Source organism: Arthrobacter sp. UYCu723 (assembly GCF_054059215.1).
This window is the reverse complement of sequence record NZ_JBSSBW010000001.1, coordinates 4199373-4215238: the sequence shown is the minus strand read 5'-3', so window position 1 is coordinate 4215238 and position 15866 is coordinate 4199373. Positions and strand designations below refer to the sequence as shown.

The following is a 15866-nucleotide window of genomic DNA, read 5'->3' as shown; positions in this document are numbered from 1 at the left end:
ACCATGACAAACCCAACAGTTGAACAGCTCGTAGCCCGCTCCAACCGCCTCGGCGCGGACAAGCGGAACACCAACTACGCCGGCGGAAACACCTCCGCCAAAGGCACCGAACAAGATCCCGTCACGGGCGAGGACGTCCAGCTCCTGTGGGTCAAAGGCTCCGGGGGGGATCTCGGCACGCTGACCGAATCCGGGCTCGCGGTCCTCCGGCTGGACCGGCTGAACGCGCTGAAAAACGTCTACCCGGGCGTCGAGCGTGAAGACGAGATGGTGGCCGCCTTCGATTACTGCCTGCACGGGAAGGGCGGCGCCTCACCCTCGATCGACACCGCCTTGCACGGTCTGGTCGACGCAGCACACGTCGACCACCTGCACCCCGATTCCGGCATCGCGATCGCCACCGCCGCCGACGGTGAGGAACTGACGAGGAAGATTTTCGGCGGCAAGGTGGTCTGGGTCCCGTGGCGGCGCCCCGGCTTCCAGCTGGGCCTGGACATCGCCGCGATCAAGGACGCCAACCCGCACGCCATCGGCACTATCCTGGGCGGGCACGGCATCACCGCCTGGGGTGACACCAGTGAAGAAGCCGAGGCCAACTCGCTCTGGATCATCGAGGAAGCCGAGAAGTACATCGCCGAAAACGGCCGTCCGGAGCCTTTCGGCCCGAAGCTCCCGGGCTACGCCGCAATTCCGGAGGCAGAGCGGCTGGCGAAGGCCGCGGCCCTCGCCCCGGTGATCCGCGGTCTGGCGTCCTCGGACAAGCCGGTCGTCGGGCACTTTAGCGATGATGCCGTCGTCCTGGACTTCCTCGAAGGTGCCGAGCACCCGCGGCTCGGTGCGCTGGGCACGTCCTGTCCGGACCATTTCCTGCGCACCAAGGTCAAGCCTTTGGTCCTGGACCTGCCCGCGGACGCGTCCGTCGAGGACTCTATCACCCGGCTGAAGGAACTCCACGCCGCGTACCGGGAGGATTACCAGGCCTACTACGACCGCCACGCGGACGCGGACAGCCCGGCCCTGCGCGGCGCGGACCCGGCCATCATCCTCGTCCCGGGGGTGGGCATGTTCTCCTACGGCGCCACCAAGCAGACCGCCCGCGTAGCCGGGGAGTTCTACCTCAACGCCATCAACGTCATGCGCGGCGCCGAGGCCATCTCCAGCTACGCGCCGATCGAGGAATCCGAGAAATTCCGGATCGAATACTGGGCGCTCGAGGAAGCCAAGCTGGCCCGGCTGCCCAAGCCCAAGTCGCACGCCACCAGGATCGCCCTGGTGACCGGTGCCGCCTCCGGGATCGGCAAGGCCATTGCCACCCGGCTCGCCGCCGAAGGCGCGTGTGTTGTCATCGCAGACCTGAACCTCGGGAACGCCCAGGCCGTCGCCACTGAACTCGGCGGTAACGATGTCGCCCTCGGCGTCCAGGCCGACGTCACCGACGAGGCCCAGGTGCAGGCCGCCATCCAGGAAGCGGTGCTGGCTTTCGGCGGCCTGGACCTGGTGGTCAACAACGCCGGACTTTCCATCTCCAAACCGCTCCTGGAAACCACCGAGAAGGACTGGGACCTGCAGCACAACGTCATGGCCAAGGGCTCCTTCCTGGTCTCCAAGGCCGCCGCGAAGGTCATGATCGAACAGGAGATGGGCGGGGACATCGTGTACATCTCCTCCAAAAACTCCGTCTTCGCCGGACCGAACAACATCGCCTACTCCGCCACCAAGGCCGACCAGGCCCACCAGGTCCGGCTCCTCGCGGCCGAACTCGGCGAGTACGGCATCCGGGTCAACGGCATCAACCCCGACGGCGTGGTCCGCGGCTCCGGCATCTTCGCCGGCGGCTGGGGCGCCAAGCGCGCCGCCGTGTACGGCGTCGACGAGCAGGAGCTGGGCAAGTACTACGCCCAGCGCACCCTCCTCAAGCGCGAGGTCCTGCCGGAGAACGTGGCAAACGCCGCAGCCGTGCTCACCAGCGCCGAGCTCTCCCACACCACCGGCCTGCACATCCCCGTGGACGCCGGCGTCGCGGCGGCATTCCTGCGATGACCGGGGAAGCAGCATCGGCGCCTGCCGGGGATACGGCCGCCGCCAGTGTCTTCGCCGCGGTTGATATTGGCGCGTCCTCCGGCCGGGTCATCCTCGGCAGGATGACCCGCCGCGGTGAGGGCGGCATCGCCGGTGGTGTGGCGCTGGAGGTCATGCACCGCTTTCCGAATGGTGTGGTGGAGTCCGACGGCGGCCTGCGCTGGGACTTCGACGCCCTCTTCGCCGAAGTGCTCACCGGACTCGCGGCCGCCGCGGCGGCTGCCACGAGTCGGGGCGAGCGGATCGAGAGCATCGGGATTGACACCTGGGCCGTGGACTACGGGCTCGTCGACGCCGCCGGGGAGCTGGCAGGACAGCCTTACAGTTACCGGGATGACCGCAGCCGGGCCGCGGTTTCCAGGGTTCACGCGCTGCTGGATCCCGCCAGGCTCTACGCCACCTCCGGGCTGCAGTTCCTGCAGTTCAACACGATCTACCAGCTCGCCAGCGAACGGGACCTGGACGGCCTCCAGGCACTCCTGATTCCCGATCTGATCGCGTTCTTCCTGACCGGACATCGCCGCACGGAGGCCACCAATGCCTCCACCACGGGGCTGTTCGACGCTGTGGCGGGGGAGTGGGCAACCGAGTTCCTGGCGGTCCTGGGCCTGCCCGACACGTTGTTTCCGCCGCTGGTGCAGCCGGGTGAGACCGTGGGCACTCTGCTCCCGGCCGTTGCGGATCGGACCGGGCTGCCGGAGGCTACGAAGGTGGTCGCCGTCGGCTCGCATGACACCGCCTCGGCCGTCGTCGCCGTCCCGGCGGACCAGGAAAACTTCGCCTACATCTCCTCGGGCACCTGGTCCCTCGTCGGCGTCGAACTGAACCATCCCGTTCTCACCGAAGCCAGCCGGCAGGCCAACTTCACCAACGAACGCGGCGTGGACTCGACCATCCGCTACCTTCGCAATGCGGGCGGGCTGTGGCTGCTCAGCGAATGTCAGCGCGCCTGGGCCGAGCAAGGGTGGACGGTCTCCTTGGCCGAGTTGCTCGACGCAGCCGAGGCCTTGCCGGGCGGCGGACCGCGAATCAACGCCGATGACCCATCGTTCACGGCACCCGGGAACATGCCCGAACGGATCCGCGCCGCCGTGGGCAACACAGGTGAACTCCTCCCTGCCCAGCCCGCCGCAGTGGTCCGGTGCATCCTCGACAGCCTCGCTGCCGGGTATGCCCGCACCCTCGCCGACGCGGAGCGGCTCGCGGACCGAAGCATCGACGTTGTCCATATTGTGGGCGGCGGCTCGCAGAATCGGCTCCTGTGCCAGCTCACGGCGGATGCCACGGGCAGGCGCATCGTGGCCGGCCCGGTGGAGGCCACGGCCCTGGGCAATGTCCTGGTCCAGGCCCGCGCAGCAGGCACCGTCACGGGAACCCTTGCGGACCTGCGCCGGAACCTGGCGGCGAGCCAGGCAACCCGCAGCTACGTACCCGGGGCGCGTGTTCCGGCGCAGCCGGCGGGTTGAAAGGGCAGGTACCCGCGACCCATCGACAAGCACATTGGCCAGGAATACCCTTAGTTCGTTCGAGACTGACCCGACATCGATGACGGAGAGGTGGCCCAAATGGCAACCGTGGAGAATGCTGAACTGGTCCGCAGGGGATATGAGGCGTTCAGTGCGGGGGATATGGCGACCCTTAGCGAAATAATCGCTGAGGACGCGGTCTGGCATGTCGCAGGAAACGGCGTGCTTTCAGGCAGGAAACAGGGGCGCGACGCCATCCTGGCGTACTTCGGTGAACTGGCTACGCGCTCGGAAGGCACCTTGAAGGTGACCGTGCAGGAGATCGTCGGCGGCGAAAACCACACTGTCGCCCTGCAGCACAACAATGGTGAGAGCAACGGCAGGACCCTGGACTTGGACGGCGCCATCGCCTTCCAGGTTCGCGACGGAAAGATCACGGAGGGCCGCGAGTTCTTTGCCGACACGGCGCAGGGCGACGCGTTCTGGGCCTAGCCCGGCGGCTACTTTGACACGAGGAGTTCCGGGGCGCCCTCGTCAGCCGGAGCTTCGGATTCACGTCCGGTTCTTCCAAGGTTCTGGATCGACTCTCAGCGAACCATAGCGCCAGTCGGAGTTGTGCAGACGACTTCGTGTGATTGTTAGTTGGGAATGGCGTTTTTTCACTGTTCGAATGGCGGTTCACGAGGGACGATAACAGACGTCGGTCTATCCCTCTGACGTCCCCGGGACCCGCGCAGGCAGTCGGATCAACTGAAGGGACAGACACTTGACTATTTTAGTCAAGTGCCTGTGACCGATGAGTGATACAGTTCACGATACGTCCCCCAATATCTTGGGAGCGGGGTAAGACACGCAGATCAGCGCCACAAAATTGGGCTCTCCTGACGTACGTGTGGGTCAGGGTTTGTGTGCTATGAGGGCATGGGTAGCCCGGTAGATTTGGGAGTTCTCACACTGTCCAAATTTCGGAGCTACCCATGCGTGCTACTACTCTACTCAACCGCGTCTTGAACCTGACGGGGGTCCGGGTTGTTGATGTTGATCCCGGCTCCGGTGGTCCCATGCTGGTGCGGGTGGCGTTGAAGGCCCGCAAGCGCCTTGACTGCCCGCACTGCAGTTACTCAACGATGGCGGGATATGACACCCGCTGGGCGGAATCCACGTGGCGGCATCTGGATTTCTCCGGCAGGGTCCTGGTGCTCACAATGCTCCGCCGGCGCCTGGTCTGCCCCGGCCACGGCGTCGTGGTGCAGGGCGTGCCGTTCGCCCGGCCCGGCTCCCGGTTCAGCACGGACTTTGAGGACATGATCGCCTGGCTGGTCATCCGGGCGGACAAGACCACCGTCTCCCAGTTCGCCCGGATAGCGTGGCGGACCGTCGGGGCGATCTGTGAACGCGTCGTGGCCGAACAGCTCGACGAGAGCCGCTTCGAAGGCCTGCTCAATATCGGGGTGGATGAGATTTCCTGGCGCAAACACCACCGCTACCTCACCCTCGTCTCCGACCACTCCACCTCGAAGATCGTCTGGGGTGCACCGGGGAAAAACGCGGCGACACTGGATGGATTCTTCAAAGAAATCGGGCTCTCCTGACGTGAATGTGGGTTCGGTTATTTCTGGTATGGGAGTTCGATCTCGACGGGGCCGCAGGCGAGCATTATCAGGGCGAGGGCGGCTTCGGGTGTGTGGAATCCGTAGGAGCGGCGGGTCATGGTGCGGATCTTGTTGTTCAGTCCTTCGTGGCGGCCGTTGGAGAGTTTCCTGGTGACGGCGGCGTAGATCCCTTCGGTGTGGGATCGGATCGTGGCGGCGGCCCTGGCGAACTCGCGGATGTTGGATTTGGCGGCGAGGTCGCACCAGGTGGTGATCATCTCCATCACGTCATTGGGGTTGAGGTCGCCGGCGAAGACTTCCCGGAGGGATTCCTTGAGCTGGTAGGCGTCCCAGAGCAGCCCTCCGGTGCGTTCGAGCCCGGCCAAGGTGACTTGTTGCTTTTCGGTCAGGTTCTGCGGGTTTTTCAGCAGCACCCAGCGGGTTCCCTTGAACTTCTTCGCGATGTGCTGATCGGGCAGTTCACGGGCGCGTTGCCAGATGGAACGGCGGAAGGATTCCAGCGCGTTCGTGGCTAGCTGGATGACGTGGAACGGGTCGTAGCAGATGACCGCGTCCGGGGCGTTGGTCTTCACGGACTTGGCAAAAGCGGGCCCCATGTCCATGCTGACGGCCTCGATGGCCGTCGTGTTCACCGGTCCGATTTCTTTGAAGAATCCATCCAGTGTCGCCGCGTTTTTCCCCGGTGCACCCCAGACGATCTTCGAGGTGGAGTGGTCGGAGACGAGGGTGAGGTAGCGGTGGTGTTTGCGCCAGGAAATCTCATCCACCCCGATATTGAGCAGGCCTTCGAAGCGGCTCTCGTCGAGCTGTTCGGCCACGACGCGTTCACAGATCGCCCCGACGGTCCGCCACGCTATCCGGGCGAACTGGGAGACGGTGGTCTTGTCCGCCCGGATGACCAGCCAGGCGATCATGTCCTCAAAGTCCGTGCTGAACCGGGAGCCGGGCCGGGCGAACGGCACGCCCTGCACCACGACGCCGTGGCCGGGGCAGACCAGGCGCCGGCGGAGCATTGTGAGCACCAGGACCCTGCCGGAGAAATCCAGATGCCGCCACGTGGATTCCGCCCAGCGGGTGTCATATCCCGCCATCGTTGAGTAACTGCAGTGCGGGCAGTCAAGGCGCTTGCGGGCCTTCAACGCCACCCGCACCAGCATGGGACCACCGGAGCCGGGATCAACATCAACAACCCGGACCCCCGTCAGGTTCAAGACGCGGTTGAGTAGAGTAGTAGCACGCATGGGTAGCTCCGAAATTTGGACAGTGTGAGAACTCCCAAATCTACCGGGCTACCCATGCCCTCATAGCACACAAACCCTGACCCACACGTACGTCAGGAGAGCCAGAAATCGGACCGGTGAACACGACGGCCATCGAGGCCGTCAGCATGGACATGGGGCCCGCTTTTGCCAAGTCCGTGAAGACCAACGCCCCGGACGCGGTCATCTGCTACGACCCGTTCCACGTCATCCAGCTAGCCACGAACGCGCTGGAATCCTTCCGCCGTTCCATCTGGCAACGCGCCCGTGAACTGCCCGATCAGCACATCGCGAAGAAGTTCAAGGGAACCCGCTGGGTGCTGCTGAAAAACCCGCAGAACCTGACCGAAAAGCAACAAGTCACCTTGGCCGGGCTCGAACGCACCGGAGGGCTGCTCTGGGACGCCTACCAGCTCAAGGAATCCCTCCGGGAAGTCTTCGCCGGCGACCTCAACCCCAATGACGTGATGGAGATGATCACCACCTGGTGCGACCTCGCCGCCAAATCCAACATCCGCGAGTTCGCCAGGGCCGCCGCCACGATCCGATCCCACACCGAAGGGATCTACGCCGCCGTCACCAGGAAACTCTCCAACGGCCGCCACGAAGGACTGAACAACAAGATCCGCACCATGACCCGCCGCTCCTACGGATTCCACACACCCGAAGCCGCCCTCGCCCTGATAATGCTCGCCTGCGGCCCCGTCGAGATCGAACTCCCATACCAGAAATAACCGAACCCACATTCACGTCAGGAGAGCCCAAAATTGCCTCCAGCCCTCATACGGGACGGGTGGTCTCTCCGTTCTCTTATGCCCCCTGGACTAGGTCTCAAACCTAATGGGGTACATCGTGGCAAAGAAAAAGTTCAGCAAGAAGACAATTGCGTCCCTTACGGCCGCATTCCTCATCATCGGCGGCGGCGCATATGCGTTCTGGACCACCACCGGCGGGGGAACCGGAGCGGCCCCCAACGCCGCGTCCAACGGCACGGTCACCCTGACCGCCACGTTCGCCCCCGGGCTTACGCCCGGCGCCAGCGAAGTGGTGACCTACACGGCGACCAACGCCGGAACATCGGGCCTGCGGGTCGGGACCATCAGCCACGTCGTGAGCACGACCCCTACGGGCTGCCTCGCGGCAGACTTCACGATTGCCAATGTCGTCTCCAACACCACTGTGCCCGCGGCCAGCACCAACTTCCCGCTGGCAGGCACCGGAACGTTGACCTTCGCCGACACCGGCCTCAACCAGGACACCTGCAAGAGCGCCACCGTCACCCTGACACTGACGTCCAACTAGTGGTGTGTCTCCAAAATAATCTATGAGACTTCCGTTAAACTGAAGGTATGTCGAATCCAGCTCCTGCTTTGGTGGTCTCCGATGGTCAGCGTGCCGCGTTGGAGGTGCTGTCGAAATCGCAGACGGCGTCCCATCGTGAGGTGCAGCGGGCACAGGTCTTGTTGTTGGCCGCGGAGGGGCTGGCCAATGAATCGATCGCGAAGGTCGCCGGGACAAGCCCGGGGACGGTGCGTGCGTGGCGGGCCCGGTTCGAGGATGAGGGCCTGGCGAAGCTGGGGAAGGTCCGTGCCGGGCGGGGCCGTAAGCCCTCGATTCCGCAGTCGAAGATCGATGAGATCGTTGAGCTGACGCGGAACTCCAGGCCGGAAGGGCATACGCACTGGTCGGTGCGGACCATGGCCGCGAAGGTCGGGGTGTCCCCGGCGCAGGTGCAGCGGATCTGGGCCGCGCGGGGGCTGAAGCCGCACCGGGTGGAGGCGTTCAAGCTTTCCACCGATCCGCGGTTCGAGGAGAAACTCATCGATGTGGTGGGCCTGTATCTGAACCCGCCCGAGCAGGCGATCGTGTTGTGCATGGATGAGAAGTCCTCGATCCAGGCCCTGGACCGGACCCAGCCGTCACTGCCGATGAAGAAGGGCCGGGGCGAAACGATGACCCATGACTACAAGCGCAACGGCACGACCACCTTGTTCGCCGCCCTCGATGTGGCCACCGGCAAGGTCATCGGTTCCTGTCTGCCCAAACACCGGCACAACGAGTTCCTGACGTTCCTGAAGACACTCGAGAGGGAAGTCCCGGACGGACTGGAGGTGCACCTGATACTGGACAACTACGCGACACACAAACATGCCAACGTGAAGGCCTGGCTGGAGAAACATCCCCGGTTCCACCTGCATTTCACGCCCACCTCCTCGTCCTGGCTGAACCTGGTCGAGCGGTGGTTCCGGGAACTGACGGACAAGGCCCTGCGGCGCGGAGCGTTCCACTCAGTCCCGGACCTGATCACGGCGATCGAGGGATACCTCGCCGCCCACAACGATGAGCCCAAGCCCTTGGTGTGGACGGCGACAGCGGAATCCATCCTCGAAAAAGTCGCCCGCGGCCGCGTCGCACTCCAAGCCGTCAAGCAAAACTGAGACACACCACTAGCAGAACCGGCAGCGGCGATCCCCGCCGGGCAGGGAACCCGCCGGCTATTGGAGGACTGACGTGCAGTACCTGCACCCCCGCGCAGCGGGAGGGATCCACCGCGCGCAGCGAGCCATCACGGTCATCATCCTTGCCCTCGCGACCCTCCTCGCGCCGGGCGCAGGGGCCGCATGGCCGTACTCCACCGGTCCGGGTTCCGGCACCGGTTCCTCCGCGCTGGGCACGCTGCAGCCCCCCACGAACGTCATTGTCCCCGCCACGAGCACCGGAAAGGTGCATCTGAGCTGGACCGCGGCCACCGGAACACCCAAGCCCACCGGCTACTACGTACGTCACCCGCACGCTGACAAGCGACGGCTCCACCGCGGCAGCCTGCGGCACCAGCAAAACCGCCACCACGACCGGCCTCTCATGCGATGACCTCACCGTGCCGGTCGGGACCTACCGCTATACCGTCACCTCGGTCTACCGCACCTGGACCGCTTCGACCGCCCTGAGCACCAGCGTGGGAGTCACGCCGCCGGGCACCGCGACGAAACTGGTCTTCCTCACCCAGCCCGCAAACTCCACCACCGGCGTCGCGCTGCCGACCCAGCCCGTTGTCGCCGTGATCGACGTCAACGGCAGCATCGTCACCACCCAGTTACCCACGCTCGTAACCCTCACAGTCTCAGGCGGCGGCCTTACCGGCTGCCTGTCCGCCGCCGCCGCCGTGAATGGCGTGGCGACGTTCACCGGCTGCACCGTCACCGGCGCCGGCAGCTACATGCTGACCGCCACCTCGGCGCCGCTGACCAGCGCCGTCAGCACAACGTTCACCGTCGCCGGCCCGGCCGCCCAGCTTGCCTTCACCTCTTCACCGTCGAACGCCGGCGGCGGCGCGGTCTTCGACACCCAGCCGGCCGTGGTCGTGCAGGACAGTTCCGGGCGGACCGTCACCACCAGCACCAGCCCCGTCACCCTGACTATCCCCGGCTCCCCGGCCGACGCAGCACTGGCGTGCGCCGCGAACCCCGTGACGGCCACCTCCGGAAGAGCGGCCTTCACCGGCTGCAGCGTCAACAAGGCCGGAACCTACACCCTGACCGCCACAGGCGCCGGCTTCACCACGGCCAGCACCAGCTTCGCCATCAGCACCGGACCGGCCACCAAACTGGGCTTCACCACCCAGCCCTCCGGATCGACCGGCAGCGTACCGTTCGGCACCCAACCCGCCGTCAGCATCCAGGATGCGGGCGGGAACACCGTCACCACCTCCACCCACACCGTGGACCTGACACTCACCGGCAGCTCGGGTGCGGTCCTGAGCTGCGCCGCCTCCGCCGTGGCGGCCGTTAACGGCGTCGCCGCCTTCACGGGCTGCAGCATCGACAAAACCGGCACCTACACACTCACCGCCACCTCCGCCGGACTCATCTTCACGGTCAGTAACACCACCGTCATCGCCGCCGGCGCGGCCACCAAACTGGGATTCACCGCCCAGCCTTCCGGCTCCAACGGCGGCACACCCTTCGCCACCCAGCCCGTAGTGGCCGTCCAGGACGCCGGCGGCAACACCACCACCAGCACCGCCCCCGTCACCCTGAGCATCACCGGCTCCCCGGCCGGTGCGGTCCTGAGCTGCGCCGCGAACCCCGTCACCGCCGCCGCCGGCATCGCAGCCTTCTCCGGCTGCAGCATCAACACGACCGGAACGTACACCCTGACCGCCACCGGCGCCGGGTTTAACACGGCCAGCCTGAACTTCACCATCTCCCTGGGACCGGCCACAAAGCTGGGCTTCACCACCAACCCCTCAGGCTCCACCGGCGGCATCGCCTTCAGCGCCCAGCCGGTGGTGGCCGTCCAGGACGCCGGCGGCAACACCTCCACCAGCACCGCGACCGTCACCCTCACCATCACCACCCCCGCCGGCGCCGCGCTCACCTGCACCACGAACCCCGTCACCACCATCTCCGGTGTGGCCGCATTTTCCGGCTGCAGTATCAACAAATCCGGCACGTTCACCCTGACTGCGGCCACCGGTTCCCTCACCAGCGCCGTCAGCACCAGCATTACCGTCACGGCCGGACCGGCCGCCAAACTGGCCTTCACCACACAGCCTTCCGGCGCCGCGGCCAACAGTGTGTTCGCCGCCCAGCCCGTGGTGACCATCCAGGACGCCGGCGGAAACACCGTCACCACCAGCACCGCAGCAGTAACCCTGAGCATCACGCAACCACAAGGGGCCAATTTGATTTGCACTGCAAGCCCCAAAGCGCCGTCTCAAGAAGGATAAATAGCGCTGCGAAAATCAGGACATTTACCGCTGAAGTCACACCCCCCGGCGGTGCAACACCGCAGATCAGTCGGCGGTATGTCGGGTGAAGGACCGGCTTGCGGGCAGCTTGGCACCGGGTGCCGAGAACAAGACGTGTCCGCTGCCGACGTCCTCAAAGTCCGTCTCCCGCGCGTTCTCGAACCTCATGAACCGCTTCGGGTCCAGAGAACGGGCTGCATGACGGAAACTAACATCAACATGAAACCTTGCTCAGCCTTGCGGTATAGGTCTGGAGCGCAGTCGGCTCATCGGGTCAATCCGTTGGCCGGCGAGCCTGGTTCGCCTCACGGATGACCGCCCAGGCGTCCGCCACCGGGCCCAGGTGCCCGAGCTTGTCGGGGTTGATCACCGTGCGGATCGCCTGGATCCGCCCGTCGAGCACGTCAAGCGTCCAGGTGTTGAGCACGTTGTTGTTCCGATCGCGGAAGATCGCGCCCGGCTGACCGTTCACCACGTGTGGCTCTAACTTCCCCCCGATCCGGACGAACCAGGGGAAGGTCGAGGCAAGAACCTGGGCCACCTTCTCGGCGCCGATGACGCCCCCGCCCCACTGCGGGGCCTTGCCGCCGCTGTCCCCGACCATCTGGACGTCAGCGGCGAGCAGTTCCCGGAGGCCCTCGACGTCGCCTTCCCGGAGCGCATCCAAGAAACGTGCCGCCAGCTCATCCCGCTCCCTGCGGTCCGCCTCAAACCGAGGACGTCCCGCGTCCATGTGGCGCCGCGCCCGCACCGCGAGTTGGCGGCACGCCGCCTCTGACCGCCCCACCGCCGACGCGATCTCGGGGAAGTCGAACGCGAACACCTCGCGCAGCACGAAGACCGCTCGCTCGAGCGGGCTGAGCCGCTCGAGCAGCAACAGGGCTGCCATCGACACCGAGTCGGCCAGCTCCGCCGACCGTGCGGGATCCTCATAGGGGTCGGTGACCAGCGGCTCGGGGAACCATTGCCCGACGTACTGCTCCCGCCGGACGCGGGCCGAGCGCAGCACGTCGATCGAGATCCGGGTCACCACGGTCGAGAGGAAGGCCTTGGTCGATGTGGGTGGCGTCGAGGAGGAGTCGTAGCGCAGCCAGGTCTCCTGGACCGCGTCCTTGGCCTCGCTCACGCTGCCGAGGATCCGGTAGGCGATCGCGAACAGCAGCGGCCGAAGCTCCTCGAACTCCTCGGCGCGGGTCACGCCAGCTCTTCCTTGAAGCCCTGGCGCCATGAGGGGTAGCGCAGCTCCCAGCCGAGCTCCCGCTTGGCCTTGGCGTTGGAGAAGCCGCGTCCCTTGGTCATCATGATCACAGCCACGTCCCCGGCCAGCGGCCGCGCCAGCCACGTGGGAACGCGCATAGGTGGCTTTGCGCCCGCGCACTGTGCCAGATAGGGCAGCCACTCCTTGGCAGGGGCCGGCTCGTCGTCGACGATGTTGAAAACGCCCGTTGCCTTCTGCTCCACAGCCAAGACGGTAGCGCTTGCTGCGTCGTCGAGGTGCACCCATGAGCTGTGCCCGGCACCGTCCCCAACGAGGGGGTACTGCCGCTTGCGCACGAGCTCGACCTGATCGTCGATGGCACCCGGCCCGTAGAGCGCGCCAAATCGCAGAGCCGCGCCACCAGCCTTGACGACCACATCCTCGAGGTAGCGGATCGCCGCCATCCCTTTTTCCGCCGCCGTCCCCCGCGTGCAAGTCCAGCGGGTCCTCCTCGGTCTTCACCCATCCGCCCTCGCCGATCCCGTTCCAGCTGGCATAACTCTGCGTGACGAAGTGGGACACACCGGTCGCCTCGGCCGCAGCCAGCAGATGGTCCGTTCCCTCGGTGCGCAGCCGAATAGTCGGGGCGAACCACCGATCCATGTGCTTGATATCGGGCTTGCCAGCGTACGTCGGGGAAATTGCGGTCATCTGGTGCACGATCACATCCGGCTGCGCTGCGGCCAAAGCCTCACCGACCCACACCGCATCCAAGCCGTCCATCACGACCGCCTCAGCGCCCAACTGCTCCAGCAAGCCCAACTTGCCCGAGCCCGTCGTCGTAGCCGTCACCCGATGGCCTCGGGCCACGAGCTGCAGCACCACCCGCCGCCCCACAACCCCGGTCCCGCCTGCCACGAACACCCGCATAACCATCACCTTCCTGATTCCAGAGTCGGTCTCCTAAACCTGAGACGAGACAACCCGGCCGTCTGTGACATAGGAGGGAAATGAGCAAAACCCGGATCCGCCTGCCCGCTTGGGGGACCGGCTTACGACGCGTCCGACACACTGAATTTGAGTGTGTCTACCGCGACTAGCATTCAACCCTGGAACAACAATTGCACTTCATCACGTTCGCGACCGAAAATCTCGACCGCGCCCGCGCGTTCTACAAGGACGCGCTCGGCTGGGATCGGCTGGCAGATGTTCCCGGCGAAATCATATTCTTCCAAGTCGCGCCCGGACTGGTGCTTGGGTTGTTCGAGGCGAAGAAGTTCGACGAAGACCTGAATAACCAACACCGAACTTCTGGTGTGAGCGGCGTCACCCTCTCGCACAATGTCGCTAGTGTTCCGTGTTAATGGTTTGTTTGCGTTTCATCTTGCCCAGGAGATACTCCGCTGATTTGGTCCAGGTGAATGGTTTGGCGTCCTGGTTGTAGTTCTCGATGTAGCGTTCCAGGGTTTCTTCCAGCTCTTTCACGGAGCTGAATGCCCCGCGTTTGAGGCACTGGCGGGTGATGATCCCGAAGAAGATCTCCACCATGTTCAGCCAGGAACAGCTGGTCGGGGTGAAATGCAGGGTGACCCGCGGGTTGTTGGCCAGCCAGTCCTTGACGTTCTGGTGCTTATGGGTCGCGTAGTTGTCGCAGATGACATGCAGCTCAACCCCGGGGTGGGCGTCGGTTACCCGGCCCAGGAAATCGACGAACTCGATGTTGGTGTGCTTTGGGTAGAAGGCGTTCGCGGTGAGTTTGCCGGTGAGGACCTCCAGTGCGGCGAACAAGGTGGTGGTGCCGTTGCGCTTGTAGTCGTGGGTCTGCTGCAGCGGGTGCGTCGGGGACAACGGCTGGTCCGGGCCGGTGCGGGACAGGGCCTGGATTTGGGTTTTCTCATCGATGCTCACCACCACCGCGTTTTCCGGCGGGGACATGTACAGGCCCACCACGTCCCGGAGCTTGAACTCCAGGGCGGGGTCGGTGGAGAACTTGAACGTCTCGATCCGGTGCGGCTGGATTTTCCAACGGCGCCAGATGCGGGCCACAGAGGAAAAGGAGACTCCGTGGCGTTCGGCCATGATGCGGGCGGACCAGTGCGAGATCCCCAGCTCGGCCGGCGGCTTCCCGTCGTTGGTCAGGGTGTCCGCGATCAGTGCGAGCTCGTCGATTTCCCGCTCCCGACCCGGACGCTGGACATCGGACAGGGCCTCGATCCCGCCCTCGGCATAGCGGTTGCGCCACTTCAAAACAGTGGGTGCCGAAAACCCCGTGATCTTCTCGATCTGGATATTCGGCAGCCCGTCGGCAGCCAACAAGACCGTGCGCGCCCGCAGGGCCACTGTCGCGGTGGATGCTTTCCCACGAGTCAGCGCCTCCAGAGCTCCCCGGTCCCCGTCACGCAACTCCAATGCCCTTGCCAGATAAACCATGGATCAAGTCTGACAAACACTCAAACCAAAAGGAATCAACGACACGCTACACTAGCGCGGCCGAAGTGACCGTCACCATCGAGAAACTTGCGTCAGCCGGCGCCACCGTACTGAAGCCAGCACAGGCTGGTGCGTTCGGCGGCATCTTCCACGGTCACGTTGTCGATCCGAATGGCATTGTTTGGGAAATTGCGCACAATCCTGGCTGGCGTATCGATGAGGACGGCAAGGTGGCTTTCGGCTGAGTTGCCCTCCGGGCGTTCGCTGACAACAGCGCGGGCCAGGTGCCGCGCGACTCTGTTCCATCGCCTTCGTTCAAGATACCGTAGGGGCCAATGAGAGTGGACGCCACCGGATCCGGAAGGGAGAAAGCAATGACTGGGAAGTATGTCGCGACCTCGACGATCACGATCGATGCCCCAACAGATCGGGTGTGGGCCGTACTCACCGACCGTGACGCGATCAAGGAGTTCATGTTCGGCACGGATGTCGAAACCGATTGGACTATCGGCGCCCCGATCGTCTGGCGCGGCGTTTGGGACGGTAAGGAGTATGAGGACAAGGGTGTGGTCCTCGAGCTCGAACCCGGACGGCGACGCGTGAACACGCATTTCAGTCCGCTGAGCGGCCAGGATGACATGCCCGAGAATTACCACACGCTCACGTGGACGCTGGAGGGTGAGGCCGGCATGACAGAGCTGACGTTGTCGCAGGATAACAACGCGAGCGTTGAAGGAGCCGAGCACTCGAAGGGTATGTGGGACAGCCTTGTGAAGGGCGTGAAGGCGATCGCCGAGCGAGACTAGGCAATATGCCGGTTCCGGAAGTGACCGCTCAGGGTTCCTCTATCGGACAGGGCCTTGGCAACCCAGGCGCAGGCTCAACGTAGGAAATCGGGACGTCTACTGCTGAGAATTGCTCCCTAACGCGCAGCGCAGGCGACTTTGGACATTCCGTGCATTAGAGGAAAATGACACCGATGCCGCACGAATGTTGTAGCGGAAACGAAGGTTTTGGACACTTGTAGGAAACCCAAAGACATTGCCATTGGTCCGTCAAGGCTCTGCGGAG

At 64.7% G+C, this 15866-nt stretch carries 16 protein-coding genes and 1 pseudogene; 12 read left to right on the top strand and 5 right to left on the bottom strand.

Features of this window, described 5'->3' with window-relative positions; genetic code table 11:
• Nucleotides 1-3 precede the first annotated feature (3 nt).
• From ACVWZ8_RS19660 to ACVWZ8_RS19645, 4 genes are all read left to right on the top strand, one after another.
• Nucleotides 4-2040 carry a bifunctional aldolase/short-chain dehydrogenase gene (locus ACVWZ8_RS19660; RefSeq protein ID WP_426977607.1) on the top strand — a complete coding sequence of 679 codons (2037 nt, stop codon included), beginning with the start codon at nucleotides 4-6 and terminating at the stop codon, nucleotides 2038-2040.
• On the top strand, nucleotides 2037-3545 hold the full coding sequence (locus tag ACVWZ8_RS19655) for a rhamnulokinase (protein ID WP_456505559.1): 1509 nt from the start codon (nucleotides 2037-2039) through the stop codon (nucleotides 3543-3545). Before ACVWZ8_RS19660 ends, ACVWZ8_RS19655 begins: the two co-directional genes overlap by 4 nt.
• A 99-nt stretch (nucleotides 3546-3644) precedes the next feature.
• The gene (locus tag ACVWZ8_RS19650; RefSeq protein ID WP_456505558.1) at nucleotides 3645-4037 is read left to right on the top strand and encodes a nuclear transport factor 2 family protein; all 393 of its coding nucleotides are present in this window, start codon (nucleotides 3645-3647) and stop codon (nucleotides 4035-4037) included.
• A 485-nt stretch (nucleotides 4038-4522) separates the two neighbouring features.
• A complete protein-coding gene (locus tag ACVWZ8_RS19645) occupies nucleotides 4523-5137 on the top strand; it encodes a helix-turn-helix domain-containing protein (protein WP_456505557.1) in 615 nt (204 codons plus the stop codon).
• A 17-nt stretch (nucleotides 5138-5154) separates the two neighbouring features.
• Here the strand turns inward: ACVWZ8_RS19645 and ACVWZ8_RS19640 are convergent, their stop codons facing one another.
• Nucleotides 5155-6399: an ISL3 family transposase gene (locus ACVWZ8_RS19640; RefSeq protein ID WP_456503559.1), complete on the bottom strand. Its 1245-nt coding sequence runs from the start codon at nucleotides 6397-6399 to the stop codon at nucleotides 5155-5157.
• 116 nt (nucleotides 6400-6515) lie between these two features.
• Here ACVWZ8_RS19640 and ACVWZ8_RS19635 point away from each other — a divergent pair, with 116 nt between their 5' ends.
• The 5 genes from ACVWZ8_RS19635 (at nucleotide 6516) to ACVWZ8_RS19615 (ending at nucleotide 11146) form a co-directional block, all read left to right on the top strand.
• Nucleotides 6516-7151 carry an ISL3 family transposase gene (locus ACVWZ8_RS19635; RefSeq protein WP_456505556.1) on the top strand — a complete coding sequence of 212 codons (636 nt, stop codon included), beginning with the start codon at nucleotides 6516-6518 and terminating at the stop codon, nucleotides 7149-7151.
• A 118-nt stretch (nucleotides 7152-7269) separates the two neighbouring features.
• Nucleotides 7270-7719 carry a hypothetical protein gene (locus ACVWZ8_RS19630; RefSeq protein WP_456505555.1) on the top strand — a complete coding sequence of 150 codons (450 nt, stop codon included), beginning with the start codon at nucleotides 7270-7272 and terminating at the stop codon, nucleotides 7717-7719.
• A 47-nt stretch (nucleotides 7720-7766) separates the two neighbouring features.
• A complete protein-coding gene (locus ACVWZ8_RS19625) occupies nucleotides 7767-8855 on the top strand; it encodes an IS630 family transposase (protein WP_456505554.1) in 1089 nt (362 codons plus the stop codon).
• Nucleotides 8856-8928: 73 nt separating this feature from the next.
• Nucleotides 8929-9288 (top strand): hypothetical protein, encoded by a 360-nt coding sequence (locus tag ACVWZ8_RS19620; protein WP_456505553.1) that lies wholly within the window; start codon nucleotides 8929-8931, stop codon nucleotides 9286-9288.
• Nucleotides 9289-9295: 7 nt separating this feature from the next.
• On the top strand, nucleotides 9296-11146 hold the full coding sequence (locus ACVWZ8_RS19615) for a beta strand repeat-containing protein (protein WP_456505552.1): 1851 nt from the start codon (nucleotides 9296-9298) through the stop codon (nucleotides 11144-11146).
• Between the two features lie 295 nt (nucleotides 11147-11441).
• Here the strand turns inward: ACVWZ8_RS19615 and ACVWZ8_RS19610 are convergent, their stop codons facing one another.
• From ACVWZ8_RS19610 to ACVWZ8_RS19600, 3 genes and pseudogenes are all read right to left on the bottom strand, one after another.
• Nucleotides 11442-12365 (bottom strand): RNA polymerase sigma-70 factor, encoded by a 924-nt coding sequence (locus ACVWZ8_RS19610; protein ID WP_456505984.1) that lies wholly within the window; start codon nucleotides 12363-12365, stop codon nucleotides 11442-11444.
• Nucleotides 12362-12802 (bottom strand): NAD-dependent epimerase/dehydratase family protein, encoded by a 441-nt coding sequence (locus tag ACVWZ8_RS19605; protein ID WP_456506009.1) that lies wholly within the window; start codon nucleotides 12800-12802, stop codon nucleotides 12362-12364. The genes ACVWZ8_RS19610 and ACVWZ8_RS19605 overlap by 4 nt, the downstream gene beginning before the upstream one ends.
• 151 nt (nucleotides 12803-12953) lie before the next feature.
• A pseudogene (locus ACVWZ8_RS19600) lies at nucleotides 12954-13295 on the bottom strand (NAD-dependent epimerase/dehydratase family protein); the annotation flags it as partial.
• A 191-nt stretch (nucleotides 13296-13486) separates the two neighbouring features.
• Here ACVWZ8_RS19600 and ACVWZ8_RS19595 point away from each other — a divergent pair.
• On the top strand, nucleotides 13487-13729 hold the full coding sequence (locus tag ACVWZ8_RS19595) for a VOC family protein (protein WP_456505551.1): 243 nt from the start codon (nucleotides 13487-13489) through the stop codon (nucleotides 13727-13729).
• Here ACVWZ8_RS19595 and ACVWZ8_RS19590 read toward each other — a convergent pair.
• The gene (locus ACVWZ8_RS19590; protein WP_456503742.1) at nucleotides 13713-14795 is read right to left on the bottom strand and encodes an IS630 family transposase; all 1083 of its coding nucleotides are present in this window, start codon (nucleotides 14793-14795) and stop codon (nucleotides 13713-13715) included. The two genes, ACVWZ8_RS19595 and ACVWZ8_RS19590, sit on opposite strands and share 17 nt — an antisense overlap.
• A 65-nt stretch (nucleotides 14796-14860) precedes the next feature.
• On the opposite strand from ACVWZ8_RS19590, the gene ACVWZ8_RS19585 reads away from it, so the two are divergent.
• Both ACVWZ8_RS19585 and ACVWZ8_RS19580 read left to right on the top strand, forming a co-directional pair.
• Nucleotides 14861-15040, top strand: a complete 180-nt coding sequence (locus ACVWZ8_RS19585; protein ID WP_456505550.1) for a hypothetical protein — start codon at nucleotides 14861-14863, stop codon at nucleotides 15038-15040.
• 129 nt (nucleotides 15041-15169) lie between these two features.
• Nucleotides 15170-15601, top strand: coding sequence for an SRPBCC domain-containing protein (locus tag ACVWZ8_RS19580; RefSeq protein WP_456505549.1), 432 nt, complete (start codon nucleotides 15170-15172; stop codon nucleotides 15599-15601).
• Nucleotides 15602-15866: the final 265 nt, after the last annotated feature.

Excerpts from the sequence above, each read along its gene's own strand:
- ACVWZ8_RS19640 (WP_456503559.1), bottom strand. The coding sequence starts at position 6,399 with ATGCGTGCTACTACTCTACTCAACCGCGTCTTGAACCTGACGGGGGTC.
- ACVWZ8_RS19660 (WP_426977607.1), top strand. The coding sequence starts at position 4 with ATGACAAACCCAACAGTTGAACAGCTCGTAGCCCGCTCCAACCGCCTC.
- ACVWZ8_RS19645 (WP_456505557.1), top strand. The coding sequence starts at position 4,523 with ATGCGTGCTACTACTCTACTCAACCGCGTCTTGAACCTGACGGGGGTC.
- ACVWZ8_RS19650 (WP_456505558.1), top strand. The coding sequence starts at position 3,645 with ATGGCAACCGTGGAGAATGCTGAACTGGTCCGCAGGGGATATGAGGCG.
- ACVWZ8_RS19580 (WP_456505549.1), top strand. The coding sequence starts at position 15,170 with ATGACTGGGAAGTATGTCGCGACCTCGACGATCACGATCGATGCCCCA.
- ACVWZ8_RS19625 (WP_456505554.1), top strand. The coding sequence starts at position 7,767 with ATGTCGAATCCAGCTCCTGCTTTGGTGGTCTCCGATGGTCAGCGTGCC.
- ACVWZ8_RS19655 (WP_456505559.1), top strand. The coding sequence starts at position 2,037 with ATGACCGGGGAAGCAGCATCGGCGCCTGCCGGGGATACGGCCGCCGCC.
- ACVWZ8_RS19590 (WP_456503742.1), bottom strand. The coding sequence starts at position 14,795 with ATGGTTTATCTGGCAAGGGCATTGGAGTTGCGTGACGGGGACCGGGGA.